Annotated in this window: 13 protein-coding genes; 10 read left to right on the top strand and 3 right to left on the bottom strand. The window is 68.3% G+C overall.

The features are described from left to right. The first annotated feature begins 5 nt into the window (after positions 1 to 5). The 10 genes from T8T98_RS14315 to ybaL all read left to right on the top strand — a co-directional run bounded on the left by T8T98_RS14315 (position 6) and on the right by ybaL (position 12,948). Positions 6 to 2,702 carry a phage head spike fiber domain-containing protein gene (locus T8T98_RS14315; RefSeq protein ID WP_322295702.1) on the top strand — a complete coding sequence of 899 codons (2,697 nt, stop codon included), beginning with the start codon at positions 6 to 8 and terminating at the stop codon, positions 2,700 to 2,702. Positions 2,703 to 2,895: 193 nt separating this feature from the next. Then, positions 2,896 to 3,702, top strand: coding sequence for a DNA adenine methylase (locus T8T98_RS14310; RefSeq protein WP_322295701.1), 807 nt, complete (start codon positions 2,896 to 2,898; stop codon positions 3,700 to 3,702). Between the two features lie 161 nt (positions 3,703 to 3,863). Then, on the top strand, positions 3,864 to 4,925 hold the full coding sequence (locus T8T98_RS14305; RefSeq protein WP_202389027.1) for a COX15/CtaA family protein: 1,062 nt from the start codon (positions 3,864 to 3,866) through the stop codon (positions 4,923 to 4,925). Beyond that, positions 4,922 to 5,254: a divalent-cation tolerance protein CutA gene (gene cutA / locus T8T98_RS14300; protein WP_251104679.1), complete on the top strand. Its 333-nt coding sequence runs from the start codon at positions 4,922 to 4,924 to the stop codon at positions 5,252 to 5,254. Before T8T98_RS14305 ends, cutA begins: the two co-directional genes overlap by 4 nt. Next, a complete protein-coding gene (locus T8T98_RS14295; protein ID WP_251104680.1) occupies positions 5,251 to 5,967 on the top strand; it encodes a hypothetical protein in 717 nt (238 codons plus the stop codon). The genes cutA and T8T98_RS14295 overlap by 4 nt, the downstream gene beginning before the upstream one ends. A gap of 133 nt (positions 5,968 to 6,100) precedes the next feature. After that, positions 6,101 to 6,580: a 50S ribosomal protein L13 gene (gene rplM / locus T8T98_RS14290; RefSeq protein ID WP_160733594.1), complete on the top strand. Its 480-nt coding sequence runs from the start codon at positions 6,101 to 6,103 to the stop codon at positions 6,578 to 6,580. After that, positions 6,580 to 7,095 carry a 30S ribosomal protein S9 gene (gene rpsI / locus T8T98_RS14285; protein WP_160733595.1) on the top strand — a complete coding sequence of 172 codons (516 nt, stop codon included), beginning with the start codon at positions 6,580 to 6,582 and terminating at the stop codon, positions 7,093 to 7,095. The genes rplM and rpsI overlap by 1 nt, the downstream gene beginning before the upstream one ends. A 231-nt stretch (positions 7,096 to 7,326) precedes the next feature. Beyond that, positions 7,327 to 10,158: a TonB-dependent receptor gene (locus T8T98_RS14280; RefSeq protein WP_251104681.1), complete on the top strand. Its 2,832-nt coding sequence runs from the start codon at positions 7,327 to 7,329 to the stop codon at positions 10,156 to 10,158. Beyond that, positions 10,158 to 11,216: a phytase gene (locus T8T98_RS14275; RefSeq protein ID WP_251104682.1), complete on the top strand. Its 1,059-nt coding sequence runs from the start codon at positions 10,158 to 10,160 to the stop codon at positions 11,214 to 11,216. Before T8T98_RS14280 ends, T8T98_RS14275 begins: the two co-directional genes overlap by 1 nt. A gap of 76 nt (positions 11,217 to 11,292) precedes the next feature. After that, positions 11,293 to 12,948 (top strand): YbaL family putative K(+) efflux transporter, encoded by a 1,656-nt coding sequence (gene ybaL / locus T8T98_RS14270; protein WP_251104683.1) that lies wholly within the window; start codon positions 11,293 to 11,295, stop codon positions 12,946 to 12,948. Positions 12,949 to 12,954: 6 nt separating this feature from the next. Here the strand turns inward: ybaL and T8T98_RS14265 are convergent, their stop codons facing one another. From T8T98_RS14265 to T8T98_RS14255, 3 genes are read right to left on the bottom strand one after another with little or no spacing between them, the layout of a single operon-like run. Further along, complete coding sequence (locus T8T98_RS14265; RefSeq protein WP_251104684.1) at positions 12,955 to 13,818, bottom strand: metallophosphoesterase family protein; 864 nt, start codon at positions 13,816 to 13,818, stop codon at positions 12,955 to 12,957. Then, positions 13,808 to 14,662 (bottom strand): diacylglycerol kinase family protein, encoded by an 855-nt coding sequence (locus T8T98_RS14260; RefSeq protein WP_160733600.1) that lies wholly within the window; start codon positions 14,660 to 14,662, stop codon positions 13,808 to 13,810. The genes T8T98_RS14265 and T8T98_RS14260 overlap by 11 nt, the downstream gene beginning before the upstream one ends. Positions 14,663 to 14,700: 38 nt before the next feature. Then, a complete protein-coding gene (locus T8T98_RS14255) occupies positions 14,701 to 14,979 on the bottom strand; it encodes a hypothetical protein (protein ID WP_251104685.1) in 279 nt (92 codons plus the stop codon). Between the last annotated feature and the right edge of the window lie 23 nt (positions 14,980 to 15,002).

The following is a 15,002-nucleotide window of genomic DNA, read 5'->3' as shown; positions in this document are numbered from 1 at the left end:
AAGCGATGGGGCAGATCAAGGACGGGTTCGATCAGGTGTGGCGGGACTTCACCATGGATGGTGTTTTGGCATCTGGCCATTGGGAACCCAGAAAGCGAGACATTCGGCCGCTCGGCTCGGTCATTGAATCGGCGATCAATAACATCGGCGTCTCCGGTCTGGCGACCGTCCGTTATCCGACGCGGGCCGAGCTGGACGCCGACCTGGCGCACGCGCCGGATACGGTTGCGCTCGTGTTTGCTGACCCCTCTACTGCCAACAACGATCTCTACGTGAAGACGGGTGAAAGCGGCGCGGGAGCATGGAGCCTCACGACCGTCATCCACGACATAATTGGAGGTTCATCTCAAGCCTATATCGACGAAGCATCGAAAATCATCGCAACTGCGGTCGGGCGCGCCGCCATCTATGGGGTGACCGACCCCGCCGCCGACCGTGCATTCGCCAGCAGTACCTTTGAACTCGACTTCACCGAGCAATACTATCGCAACGGGTTGGAGCCATACGATAACCTGCGCGAGCCGGACAACCTCACACCCATTGTCCCAGGCTTCAGCTTCGTTCGCGGCTCACCCGCCTGGCACTTCGTTAACGGCATCCGCGTACAGACTGCAGCAAATCTGATGCGCATCAGCGATGCTGGTCTGCTGATCGAGCGGCAAGCGTTCCAATCCGCAGGCTACTCCACCGATGTCGAGAACCTGCCAAGCACCAACATTACGTTCAGCGATGCTTCGCTGGACCCCTATGGGGTGCTTTCGACGCGTGTTACCGCGACGGCCAGTGCCGCGACGACGCTTCAAGTAAATGGTACCGGTACGTCGTCGGGTGTGGGAGACACCGCGTGGTTCTTGGTCAAGAAAGGGAACGGCGCCACTACCGGCAACCGCTTCGCCTTGAACAACCTGACGTCGGGCCAACCCCTGCTCAACATCAGCTTCAACTACGACACCGGGCAGATCACCTATAACGTCGGCACCAAAGGCGCGCGGGCCGTGCCGTTGTCTAATGGATGGTGGCGCATCGAACTGACACCGCCCAGCGGTATCAGTGCAAACGACGGGCTCCGCGCATTCGTCGGGTTCGCGGGGCTGGCAGCGGCAGCGGGCGACAACTTCCTGCTGAGCCACGTGCAGATCGAGAGCACCGGCAACGCCACAAGCCCGATCGTGACGACAAACGGCGCGGCGTTCGACCGCAAGGCTGAAGTGGTCAGCTTCGATCTTCCCGCCTCGGGCGACTTCACGCTCGTCGCCGAAGCGCAGTTCCGTGATCGCGTCGGCAGGCAGGTCGTTGCGAGCGTCGATGACGGGACCGTTCTCAACCGCCTGACGGTCCTACGCGATGCGACTGGCGCGATCGTGCTAGATCTGGTCGACAACGGCAACGCATCGAGCTTCACGATAGCGGCGAGGAAGGCAGGCGAGCGGCGCTGCCGGATCGCAATGGCGGCACATGAGGGTAGCGTTCGGGTCTCGGTCGATGGCGCGCCCGCAGCAGGCCTTGTGCTCGCCCGGCCATCGGGACTCGGCCGGATCATGCTCGGGCAGGACGTCAACGGCGGCCACCTCGACGGCGAAGTGCGGCGCATTCTCGTGCTCGACAGCGCAGCAACTGACGCGGACCTTCAGAAGTATGCCACGCTTCAACAGCCCCGCGCACTAGCCGACGCGCCGCTGCACGCACACCCTCTACAGGGCCGGTTCAACCCGAATACCAGCACGACTCCCACCGGCCCGACCGGGCGGCAGGCGGTAGTGGTTTATGGCGAACTGCCCTGTTCGCTGCTCATCGCCGAAAACCGCGGCATCAGCGCGCTCCTCGTGAACCCGGACGGTTCGACCGTCTGGCGCGACACCACGCACCAGGGGCGCTGGTGCGACGTGGACCCGCTGACCGGCTATTCGCTGATCGGTGCGGCGGACCTCCGTACGATTCGTTGGGTCGATCGCCAGTGGCGGGTGCAGCACCAGTGGTCGCTGCCAGGCGGTGTGACGGGCGACATCTATGGCCTGCGAACGAACGGGACGAAGATGGTGGTCAACACCATTATTGGCGGCGGGGCCAGCGGCGAGACGTGGATATTCGACCTCGACGCCAATGGCGTGCCGACCGGCGCGGGGACGGCGTTCGCGGACTTCACAGGCGCGGGCATGATCGCCCGTTCCATGCTGATCGACGGCTCCTACCTGTGGATCGCCAAGATGACCGGGGCGAACCCGCAGGGCTGCGTCGGGCAGGTGCAGCGCCATCCGCTGGCCGGCGGGCCTGCCGACCAGACCTATTACGGGCACTATCCGAACGACCTCGACAAGGCCCCGAATGGCGAGATCGTCTGGGCAGACGAACACCTCGATCGCATTCGCGGCGTGATGCCCGCAACCGGCACGGTGCGGACGATCATGGCCGGGCTGGAAGTCTGCGCGAACTACGAGCCGGCTGTCGGGTCGATCAGCGCGAACGTGCTGGCGCGGCGCGTGGCGGGGAGCATCATCGAGGCCGCCGCGGTCGAGTATCGCGGCCTGCCCGGCCTCTACGCGCCCAACGGCGTGACGGTCATCTCGCAGGGCCTCTACGCCATCACGGACACCGACAACAGCCGGGTGATCGTGGCGCGCGAAACCGATACCTGGGAGCCGGAAGTCGTTGCGGTCGTGGGACTGTTGAACGAGCCGACTAAGGCCCGGGTGCCGCCGGCATGATGCAGCTTCAGCAATCAGCGCTGCAGCCCGAAATGCCGGTGCACATGGAGGAAGTTTAACATCCTCGATCGAGGGTGGTTGGGCCGCGGCAACGGCCCGAACCGCGAGAGTCGACCTCGCACCTTTGGCCGGCATGCTCGGCCTCCGGTCCCCCCCAGGCCGCTAACGGCGGGGTCTGAGATAGGTGTCAGTGATGAAGGAAGAGTTGAGCCATGAGGTCGTGCGACCGGTGCGGCCAGTTGCCCCCTGGATAGGCGGAAAGCGCGCGCTGGCGAAGCGTCTGGTCGATCGCATCGAGGCTGTTGATCACGATCGCTATGTTGAGCCGTTCGTCGGGATGGGAGGTGTGTTTTTCCGTCGCCGGCGTCGGCCGCGGCAGGAAGTGATCAACGATATCAGTCGTGACGTGGTGACGCTATTCCGCATCTTGCAGCGCCACTACCAGCAGTTCCTGGATACACTGAAATGGCAGCTATGCAGCCGCGCCGAATTCGATCGCCTCATCGCGGTGGACCCGGAGACACTTACAGACCTCGAACGGGCTGCCCGCTTCCTCTACCTTCAGCGAGCCGCGTTCGGCGGCAAGGCGGTCGGCCGCAACTTCGGGATCAGCTACAGCGCCTCGGCTCGGTTCGACCTCACCAAGCTAGTTCCGATGCTCGAGGAAGTTCACGAGCGGCTATCATCCGTCATCGTCGAGCGGCTGCCATATGCAGAATGCATCGCGCGGTTCGACCAACGGGCAGGTACCCTTTTTTATTGCGATCCGCCCTACTGGGGCTGCACTGACGACTACGGCAAGAACATCTTCTCAGAGGCCGATTTCGAGCGCCTGAGCGGTATCTTAGGAGCCATCCAGGGCCGCTTCGTTCTGTCGATCAACGACACGCCGGAGATTCGCGATATCTTCGGCCACTTCGACGTCGAGGAGGTCCGCCTGAACTATCGGCTGAGCGGCAGGGTGACACCGGCCCGCGAACTGATTATCAGCGGGCCATGAACATGGGTTGGAGTGCTCCAGAATCTCTTGTCAAAGACTCCAGAACCTCGCGCCGCGCTACAGCCCCCCGGGCGGAGGGGCGGAGGGGCGGAGGGGCGGAGGGGCGGCGATGGACCGGAAAGTCTTGAGATTCGGCCCCCGCCGTCGCATCAGGCGTGCCCATGGCCACGCCCGCTTCTTCCCCGCCCGCCGCATCGGCGACCCTTCCCGCTTCGGCCCGACCGGCCGCGCTGGCCCGCTGGCTCTGGGTCGTCGCCTGGCTGATCGTCGCGATCGTGATTGTCGGGGGGATCACGCGGCTGACCGAATCCGGCCTCTCGATCACCGAGTGGAAGCCGGTCACCGGGGCCATCCCCCCGCTCAACGAGGCACAGTGGCAGGCGGAGTTTCAGGCCTATCAGCAGATCGGCGAGTACAAGCACGTCACCGGACCTGCCGGGATGACGCTGGCCGATTACAAGTTCATCTATTTCTGGGAATGGGCGCACCGGCTGATCGGGCGGCTCATCGGCCTCGCCTTCGCGCTGCCGCTGGCCTGGTTCTGGATCAGGGGCGCGATCCCCGCCGGGTTCAAGCCGCGGCTGGTCGGCCTGCTCGCGCTGGGCGGACTGCAGGGCGCGTTCGGGTGGTTCATGGTGCGCTCGGGCCTGTCGGGGGAGATGACCGACGTCAGCCATTTCTGGCTCTCGATCCATCTCCTCACCGCGCTCTTCACGCTGGCCGCCGTGGTCTGGACCGCGCTCGATCTGCGGCGGCTCGCCCGCGTTCCCGGGGCGCGGCCGGCCCGCCTGGGCGGCGCGAGCGCGGCGATCGCGCTGGTCGTGTTCGTCCAGCTCCTGCTCGGCGCCTGGGTCGCCGGGCTCAACGCCGGCCACGCGTCGGACACCTGGCCGCTGATGCAGGGGCGCCTGGTGCCCGAATTCGACCTGTCGCGCGGGCTGGGCTGGGCGCTGACGCACGATCCCTTCCTGATCCATTTCCTCCACCGCTGGTGGGCCTGGGCGGCGGTGGCGGCGCTGGTCGTGCTCGCGCGCAAGGTCCGCCCGTTCGATCGGCGCGCGTCGATCGCGATCCACGCCGCCTTCGGCCTCCAGATCGTCCTCGGCATCGCGACGGTGTGGACCGGGGTGTCGCTGTGGGTGGCGACCGCGCACCAGGCGGTCGGCGCGCTGCTGGTCATGGCGGCGGCCTGGGGCATGCATGTCCTGGGGAGGCGGCCGTGAGCGCGCTGGCCTGGTGCCCGTGCCCCGATCGGGAGACGGCGCTGGCGCTAGCCCGCCAGCTGGTCACCGAAGGGCTGGCCGCCTGCGGCAACGCGATCGGCCCGGTCCACTCGGTCTTCGCGTGGAAGGACGGGCTGGACGAGGCCGAGGAATGCGGCCTGCTGGTCAAGACCGATGCCGGCCTCCTCGATGCCGCGGTGGCCCGGCTGGAGGCGCTCCATCCCTATGACGAGCCGGCCGTGCTCGGCTGGCGCTGCGAGGCCGCGGGTGCGGCTACCGCGGCCTGGCTCGGCGCGCTGCCGGGGGCTGGCGGCGGGGGGCGCGGGTGATCGTGCGCGCCGCCCTGTCCGCACTGGCGATCGTTCTGCTGGTAGCTGGCAGCGCGGCAGCGCCGGCGACGACAATGGCCGCGCAGGCCCGCCAGTTCGATCCGCCGGCCGGGCCGATGAAGCTGACCCGCGTGCTCGAACGCCGCCTGGGCGACGGGAAAAGCGTGGTGGTCACGCGCAGCTGGCGGGTCCGCTTCCATCGCCAGGGGGCCGGCTACCTCGTGGACGGCGAGCCACTGGAGGTCGCGGTCGAGGTCCCGCCGGCGCTCGAGCCGCTGGCGGAGGTGGAGCGAAGGAACCCGCAGGCCGGGCCGTTTCCGATCGCGCTCGACCGCCAGGGGCGGATCGTCGAGGGCGGGCCGGGCGCGGCGGGGCCGGTCCCCGGGCTGACGGAGGCCGCGCGGGCCTATGTCGCCCGGCGCAGCCCGGACCGGCAGGCGGAGGCGATGGACTATGTCGCCGACGTCCAGCGGGCCGGCGCGCGCATGGCCAGCCGCTGGCCCGGCGACCTGTTCTTTCCCGGCCCGGCGCGCGAGAGGACCGCCGCCGTGCCGGTCCCGGGGGCCGAGGCGGGGGACGTGAGCGTGCGGTTCGAAGGGACGCTGGAGCCGGCCGGCGGGCACCTCGCCAGTGCACGCCGCCGCATCGTCACCCGGGTCGGGGGAAGCGAGCGGATCTCGCTCGAAACATGGCGCCTCGAAGTCCTCGATTAGGCCAAGGTACTATTTTACCTCTCCCGTAACGCGCGCATTTGCTTGACTTTGGCGGCCCGAAACGACAAATGCGCCGCTCCCGCGGCTGCCTGGGGCAGATTCGCGGCGGCAACATTTCGAAGGAATTCCAGCCATGAAGGCGCTCCACAAGAGCACCCGGTCGATCAAGCCGACCGAGGTCGAGAAGAAATGGCACCTGATCGACGCCGAGGGCCTGGTCGTCGGCCGCCTCGCCTCGATCATCGCCAATATCCTGCGCGGCAAGCACAAGCCGAGCTACACCCCGCACGTCGATTGCGGCGATCACGTGATCGTGATCAATGCCGACAAGGTGCGTTTCACCGGCAACAAGCTGGGTGACAAGGTCTATTACAAGCACACCGGCTATGCCGGCGGGATCAAGGAAACGACCCCGGCCAAGGTGCTCGAAGGCCGTTTCCCCGAACGCGTGCTGGAAAAGGCGGTCGAACGGATGATCCCGCGCGGTCCGCTGGGTCGCCAGCAGATGAAGGCGCTGCACCTCTATGCCGGCACCGAGCATCCCCACGACGGGCAGAAGCCCGAAGTGCTCGACGTCGCCTCGATGAACCGCAAGAACAAGGTGTCCGCATAATGGCTGACGAGAAGAACACCGTGTCCGACCTGTCGGACCTCAAGGACATCGCCGGCGACGCGCCCGAAGGTGACGCCGCGACGATCGCGGAAAGCACCGCCCCCCTGCGCGAGCAGGAGCTGGACCAGCATGGCCGCGCCTATGCCACCGGCCGCCGCAAGGACGCCGTCGCGCGCGTCTGGATCAAGCCGGGCAAGGGCACGATCACGGTCAACGGCAAGGACCAGGAAACCTATTTCGCGCGTCCGACGCTGCGCCTGATCATCAACCAGCCGTTCGCGATCACCGATCGCGCGGGCCAGTTCGACGTGATCGCCACCGTCAAGGGCGGCGGCCTTTCGGGCCAGGCCGGCGCGGTCAAGCACGGCATCTCGCAGGCGCTCGCCAAGTACGAGCCGGCGCTGCGCTCAACGGTCAAGGCCGCCGGTTTCCTCACCCGCGACAGCCGCGTGGTGGAGCGCAAGAAGTACGGCCGGGCCAAGGCTCGCCGCAGCTTCCAGTTCTCGAAGCGCTGACCCGCTTCGGCGATCCGCTTCGGCAGGAGCGCCGGGAAAGACAACGCGAAGGGCGGTCCTGCAAGGGGCCGCCCTTTTCGCATGGGGCAGGTTTCGCATGGCGGCAGACGATCCGCCGCGGCGGCGGCGGCGCCAGCCGGCCCTGTCATCGCCACGTCACGCAATCGCCATGCAGCGGTAACGCCGCGGGACTAGCGGCCGCTCCAGATCGGTTCTGGAGGGCAAGTTCCAATGAAAATTCGCAAGCGCTGTCTCGTTTCATCCGCCGGTGCGGCCCTCGCGGCCAGCATCGCGACCCCGGCCCTGGCGGGCGACGTCGTCGGCACGGTCCTCGATGCGAGCGAGACGATCACGCTCCAGGCCGCGCAGGTCCGGATCGTGGAGCTCGACCGGGTCGCCACGACCGAGCGCGACGGAAGCTTCCTGTTCGCCGACGTGCCGGCGGGCGAATACACGCTGGAGGCCACATATGTCGGCGCGCCGGCCGTGCGCCGCACCGTCGTCGTCCCGGCCGACCGCTTCGTGCGGGCCGACATCCTGGTGGGGGGCGACAACTCGCGCGAGATCCTGGTCCTTGGCCAGAGCGCGAACCTCGCCAGCGCGCTGTCGCGCAAGCGGGCGAACGACGGGATCAGCGACGTGCTGACGCGCGACGCGATCGGCCAGTTCCCCGATCAGAACGTCGCCGAATCGATGCGCCGCATGCCCGGCGTCAACGTGCTGAACGACCAGGGCGAAGGGCGCTTCGTGTCGGTGCGCGGCCTCGATCCCGAGCTTAACGCCACGTCGCTCAACGGCGTGCGCCTGCCGGCGCCCGAATCCGACGTGCGCTCGGTCGCGCTCGACGTCATTTCCAGCGACATCATCGAATCGATCGAGATCAAGAAGTCGCTGACGCCCGACATGGACGCCGACACCATCGGTGCCTCGATCGAGATCGAGACGACCAGCGCCTTCGACCGGCGCCGGAACCTGCTGACCGCCAAGGCGGAAGGCAGCTACAACGATCTCGCCGATCACGTCTCGCCCAAGAGCAGCGTCGATTTCGCGGCGCGGATCAGCGACAATTTCGGCATCTCGGGCGGCGCATCCTATTACCAGCGCAAGTTCGAAACCGACAATGTCGAGGCCGACGGCTGGAGCGACGACGACGGGCTGATCTTCCCGGAAGAGGTCAATTACCGCGATTACAACGTCGAGCGCGAGCGGATCAGCGCCAACCTCAACTTCGACGTCCGCCTCGGCGACAGCACCGCGCTTTACCTGCGCGGCCTCTACAGCCAGTTCGAGGACCAGGAATATCGCCGCGAGGTGAGCTTCAAGCTGGAAGACGCCGGCGAGATCGACGGCGGCGGCACCACGGTCGAGTTCTCCGATGCGGGGGGCGAACTGGCGCTCCAGCGGTCGATCAAGGACCGCTTCGAGACGCAGAAGATCCGTTCGGTCGTGTTCGGCGGCGAAACCGACACCGGCACCTGGAAAGCCGATTACTCGGTCAGCTGGGCGAAGAGCTCGGAACGCGAAGACGGCTCGGTCGATCCGGCCAATTTCGAACAGGCGTTCGAGGATACAGGTCTCGTCGCCGGGTTCGACTTCTCCGATCCGCGCGTGCCGCTCTACGCGATCTCGGGCGCCGCGACGGACGACTTCTTCGATCCGGCAGGCTATGCCCTCGACGATATCACGATCACCGCGCTGTCGGATTCGATGGACGAGGAATATGCCGCCAGGTTCGATCTCGGCCGCGCGTTCGTTTCAGGGGCGGGGACCTTCACCGTCCAGGCGGGCTTCAAGGGGCGCTGGCGCGACAAGTCGTACGACATGGAGGCCGAGTACTGGGAGAACGACGCCTTCACGATGGCCGACGTTCTGGGCACGCAGGATTACCGCCTGACCGACATCTCGCCGGTCCCGAACTTCACCGGCGCGCGCGACTATTTCCACGCCAATCGCGACGCCTTCGATCTCAACGCGGTGGACACGGCCTTCGATTCGGCAGTCGAGGACTACGCGATCTCCGAAGACGTCATGGCCGGTTACCTGCTCGGCCGGTGGGACAGCGCCGCGCTGCGCGTCATCGGCGGCGTGCGCTACGAGCACACGAAGAACGACATCGTCGGCAACGATGTCCTGCTGGTCGAAGAAGGCGGCCAGCTGCCGGGCGGGGGGGAGGCGGAGGACGACACCGTCCTGGTGACGCCGACTGCCAGCGAGCGCGATTACGATCACTGGCTGCCCAGCCTCACCGTCCGCTACCAGCCGCAGGCGGACCTGGTCCTGCGCGCGGCCGCCTACCGCAGCCTCGTGCGGCCCAAGCTGTCGAAGCTGCCGCCGCGCTTCGTGGTCGAGGAAAATGACGAGGGCGAGCGCGAGGGCGAATTCGGCAACCCCGACCTGCTGCCTTACGAGGCATGGAACTTCGATGCCTCGGCCGAATACTACTTCTCCGGCAACGGGGCGATCACGGCCGCAGTGTTCTACAAGGATATCAAGAACTTCATCGTGGATACCGTGCGCGAGGACGGGGAGTACCGGGGCATCGCCTTCGACGAGGCCGAGATCCCGATCAACGGTCCGAGCGCCGAAGTCTTCGGCGCCGAGTTCTCGATCGCGCAGAAGTTCGACATGCTGCCATCGCCCTTCGACGGCCTGATTGCCCAGGCGAACTATACCTATACCGACGCGACCGGCCGCGTCCCGATCGACGGCGACCCCGACGACCTGCGCGAGATCATGCTGCCGACGACCTCGAAGCACACGGCCAATATCGCGCTCGGTTACGAGAAGGGCCCGGTCAGCCTGCGCCTCGCCGGCACATACCGCGACAAGTACCTCGACGAGCTGGGCGACGAGGCGGCGGAAGACCGCCTGGTGGACGACCATTTCCAGCTGGACCTGAGCGCGAAGTACCGCGTGAACGACAATATCCAGCTGTTCTACGAATGGGTGAACATCAACAACGCGAAGTACTTTGCCTACAACACGGTCGGCGCGCGCAAGAACCTCTACCAGTTCGAGGAATATAGCTGGACCATGAAACTCGGCGCACGGGTGACCTTCTGATGCGGGGCGCAGTGATTTCCGCGACGCTGGCCGCAATGCTCGCGGCAGGATGCACGACCACGCCGATCGTGGGCGATCCCGCGGTCGAGGTGACCGCGACGGCAGAAACCGAGCCGGTCGGCACGGCCAATGCCGACGCGGCGGACGATCCCGCGATCTGGCGCAATGCCGCGGACCCGGCCGCGAGCCTGGTGGTCGCGACCGACAAGAAGGCCGGGCTCTACGTCTATGGCCTCGACGGGAAGGCGCGCCACTTCCTTGCCGGGGGGCGGCTCAACAACGTGGACCTGGTCGAACTGGCCGACGGCACGGTGCTGGTGGGCGCGAGCGACCGGACCGACCCGGCGCTGGCCCGGGTCGCGCTGTTCACGCTCGATACCGCGCGCGGCCGGCTCAACCGGGTCGAGACGTTCGATGTCGGCCCGGGCGAAGGCTACGGCTTCTGCATGGGGCCGGGCCGCGACGGCGCCGACGCGATGCTCTATTCGCCGGTCAAGGACGGTTCGCTGCACGGCCAGGCGCTGCGCTGGAACGGCGGCCGCCCGGCGGTGGAAACGGTCTTCCGCCACAAGCTGGCGACCCAGCCCGAAGGGTGCGTGGTCGATCCGCGCAACGGCACGCTCTACGTCGGGGAAGAGACGGCCGGGATCTGGCGCTTCCGCATGGACGGCACCCCCGGCGAACTGGTCGCGCCGGTGGACAACGCGATGCTGGTCGCCGATGTCGAGGGGCTCGCGATCGCGCCGGAAGGGCGCGAGGGCGGCCTGCTCGTCGCTTCGAGCCAGGGCGACAATGCCTATGCCGCGTTCCGCCTGCCGGGAATGGAACCGGTCGGCCGGTTCCGCATCGTCGACGGCGCGCTCGGCGGCGCGGAGGAAACCGACGGCATCGATCTCGTCCTCGGCGATTTCGGGCCCGCCTTCCCCCGCGGCCTGTTCGTCGCGCAGGACGGCATGAACGGCGCGGCGGCGCAGAACTTCAAGCTCGTGCGGTGGGACGCGATCCGCGAGGCCTTGGCGCGCGGCATCGGCCCCGAAACTACGGCCGACGGCAACTAGGGCGCGCACCGCCCGGCAACGAGTTGACCCGTGGCTGCGCGTGCCCGAGAAAGCGCGCGCAGCCACGGAGAACGCGATGCCGCACCACACCCCGTTGATCGGAACGATAGTTGCCGGGTTCGTTGCCGCGTTCCTGATGGGGGCGCTGGCGCACAAGCTGCGCGTTTCGCCGGTCGCCGGCTACCTGTTCGCGGGCGTGCTGGTCGGGCCTTTCACCCCCGGCTTCGTCGCCGATACCGCGCTCGCCAACGAACTGGCGGAAATCGGCGTCATGCTGCTGATGTTCGGCGTCGGGCTCCATTTCTCCTTCCGCGATCTCCTCTCGGTGCGGCGGATCGCCTTGCCCGGCGCGGTGCTGCAGATCGCGGTCGCGACCGGGCTGGGCCTGGCCCTCGCCACCTGGCTCGGCTGGTCGATCGCGGCCGGGCTGGTCTTCGGCCTCGCGCTCTCGGTTGCCAGCACGGTCGTCCTCCTGCGCGCGCTGGAGGCGCGCAACCTGGTGGAGACCGAGCGCGGTCGGATCGCGGTCGGATGGCTGATCGTGGAAGACCTTGCGATGATCCTCGCGCTCGTCCTCCTGCCCGCCTTCGCGGGGATGCTGGCGGGGGAGACGGACGGTGCCAGCCTGCCCGCGATCCTCGGGATCACCGTGCTCAAGGTCGGCGGGTTCGTCGCCTTCATGCTGCTCGTCGCGCGGCGGGCGATCCCCGCGGCCCTGCACTGGACGGCGCACACCGGATCGCGCGAGCTGTTCCGCCTCGCCGTCCTCTCGATCGCGCTCGGCGTGGCGCTCGGCGCGGCCTATGTCTTCGACGTCTCGTTCGCGCTCGGCGCCTTCTTCGCGGGCATGATCCTCGGCGAAACGCAGCTCAGCCGCCGCGCGGCGGAAGAAACCCTGCCCCTGCGCGATGCCTTCGCGGTGCTGTTCTTCGTCTCGGTCGGGATGCTGTTCGATCCCGCGGTCGTGGTCGAGCAGCCCGGCCCGCTGCTGGCGACCGTGCTGATCATCGTCGTCGGCAAGTCGCTTGCCGCCTATGGCATCGTCCGCGCTTTCGGGCGCGACAATGCCTCGGCCCTGACGATCGCCGCCAGCCTGGCGCAGATCGGGGAATTCTCCTTCATCCTCGCCGGGCTGGGGACGCAGCTCGGCGTGCTGCCGCCGGAGGGGCGCGACCTGGTCCTGGCCGGGGCGATCTTCTCGATCCTCGCCAATCCGGTGATCTTTGCGCTCGTCGCCGGGCGCCTGGGCGACGTGGAGCGGCGCGCCCGGGCCGACGCCGCGGAGCGCGAACGCGAGCGCCAGCGCGAGCGGCGCGAACACGTGATCCTGGTCGGGCACGGACGGGTCGGGCGCCTGGTCGCCGAAGGCGCGGAACGGCGCGGTCGGGCGCTGGTGGTGATCGAGGACCAGCCCGATTTCGCGCAAGCCGCGCAGGCGGCCGGCCGCGAGGTCGTGATCGGCAACGCGACCAGTCCGCACGTGCTGGAAGAGGCCGGGATCCGCCAGGCGGCCAAGCTGGTCATCGCCATTCCCGAGGGGTTCGAGGGCGGGGCGATCGCCGAACATGCGCGCGCGCTCAATCCCGGCATCCTGGTCTTCGCCCGCGCCCATTCGGACGAGGAAGTCGAGCACCTGGAGCGGCTGGGGGTCGATCACGTCGTCATGGGCGAGCGCGAGATTGCCCGGACGCTGCTCGCCCTCGTCGCCGAGCGGGGGGCGGCCGCCGGCTAGGGCGCGCTAGTGCACCGGCGGATCGGTGCGGGGGACCTGCCGCACCGGGGCCACCGGCTCGCCCGGCTGGCGCGGGGGCCGCGCGTCTTCGGGCACGTCGTCGATCTGCATGTCGGGGGTGCGCACGCTTTCCAGGTTGCGGACGCGCACGCGCAGGCTCTCCCCGTCCCAGGCAAGCTCGTTGAAGCTGGGCGGCGTCGACCGGGTGCGCTTGGACAGCGTGCCCGCGCCGATCATGCGCACCGGGCCATTGGCGGTTTCCTCGACGATATCGAAGGCGTCGTGGACATGGCCGCTCAGCACGGCGAGAACGCTGGGCCGGCAGGCCAGTTCGGCCAGGGCCTTGCTGCCGCCGCGGGTCAGCGCGGTGCCCGCCGTGCCGACTTCGCGCAGCGGGTGGTGGCAGGCGACGAGCGCGCGGACCCCGTCGGGCAGGGCGTCGATCGCGGCCAGGCATTTCTCCAGCGCGCGCGCGCTGACCCAGCCTTTCGACCAGTTGAGCCGCGGCTGGGCGCGGACCGCGGTCTTGAGCGGCACGATCGCGAGGCCCGGCAGGTCGATCTCCCGCTCCACCCGGTCGGCGATCCCGCGGAAGCGGCGATAGGGCTGGAAGAACCGCTCCACCAGGTTGAAATAGGGCAGGTCGTGGTTGCCGACCTCCACCGTCACCGGAACGTCGAGCGAGCGGATCCAGCGGCAGGCGGCATCGAATTCGCGGTGCCGCGCGCGCATCGTCAGGTCGCCGGTGATCGCGACCGCATCGGGGCGTCGCTCGGCGATTTCCTGCTTCACCCAGTCGAGCGCGCGATTGTCTTCCAGCCCGAAGTGGATGTCGCTGACATGGAAGAGGAGTGTCTGTTCAGCCGCCATGCCCGGTCGCTAGCAGATCGACCTCGCACGCGGCCATGGCGAATTCCTCCGTCGCCCCGCCGCGGGCCGGCTCGCCGTCGAGCAGGAGGCCGACCGCGTCGCCCTCGGTCCCCTCCACGATCAGCCGGTCGAGCAGGCCGAGCCGGTCGTGCGGCCCTTCGCGGAACTGGCGCCGCAGCAGCGCCCAGCCCTGTTGCAGGAACTCGCCCGCGTTCTCCGCGTGGTAGGCATCGACCTGCAGCCCCCAGGGGCCGGGCGTCAGCTCGACCAGCGGATAGCCGTCGGCCCGGCCGACCCGCGGCTCGCGGCAGCGCAGCATCGATCCGCCGGTCGTTTCGGCGATCGCCTCGCCCGCGCTGTCGGCCATGGCTGCGATATCGGCCTCGCGCATGGCCTCGCGCACCGCGTACCAGCTCGTCCCGGGGCCGGCGAGGAGGCCGGCCAAGGCGTCGCCGTGGGCCGTGCGGATAATCCCCGGGCGCACCCGGCGCGCCGCCCCGGCGCCGACGCGGCCCAGGATCTCGTCGGCCTCCGCCTCGCCGTGGAGCCGCTGCGCCAGGAGGTTCATCGTGCCGCCGGGAAGGACCAGGACCGCGCCGTCCCAGCCGTAGAGCGCGGTCACCACGGCATTGGCCGTCCCGTCGCCGGCATAGACCGCGAGCGTTCCGATCCCGGCCGCGTCGAGCGCGGCGGCATCGGGCAGGGGATCGGCCGGGAAGGCGATCCGCCGGTCGAGCGACAGGCCATGCCGGGCGCAGCCGCCTTCCAGCGCCTCGATCGCGGCGGGGCTGTTGCTGCCGCTCGCCGCGTTGACGACCATCCAGAGGGCGCGATCGTGGCTCATGCGAGGGAAGCGCCGCAGGCGGGGCGCGGTTCCCGCACCTAGACCCGGCCGCTCAGGATCAGCCAGGCGGAGGCGATGTTGAGCGCGGTATAGCCGCAATAGGCCCAGACGATCGCGGGCCAGCCGTTGGCGACCAGGAGCAGGGCCGCCAGCAGGACGAGGAACTCGGTCACCAGCGTGATCCGTCCGCCCAGCATGTGCACGAACCATGGCATCCGGCCGAGCAGCGGGTGGCCGCTTTCCAGCACGGCCTTGTGCATCGCGAAGTTGCCGATGCCCATGAGGAAGACGAAGATCACGGCCACGCGCGCCATCATGCACCCCCGCCGGTCGTTTGCCA

The organism is Pelagerythrobacter marinus, from assembly GCF_034375205.1.
Lineage (GTDB): Bacteria > Pseudomonadota > Alphaproteobacteria > Sphingomonadales > Sphingomonadaceae > Pelagerythrobacter > Pelagerythrobacter marinus.
This window is presented reverse-complemented; position numbering and strand designations above follow the sequence as displayed.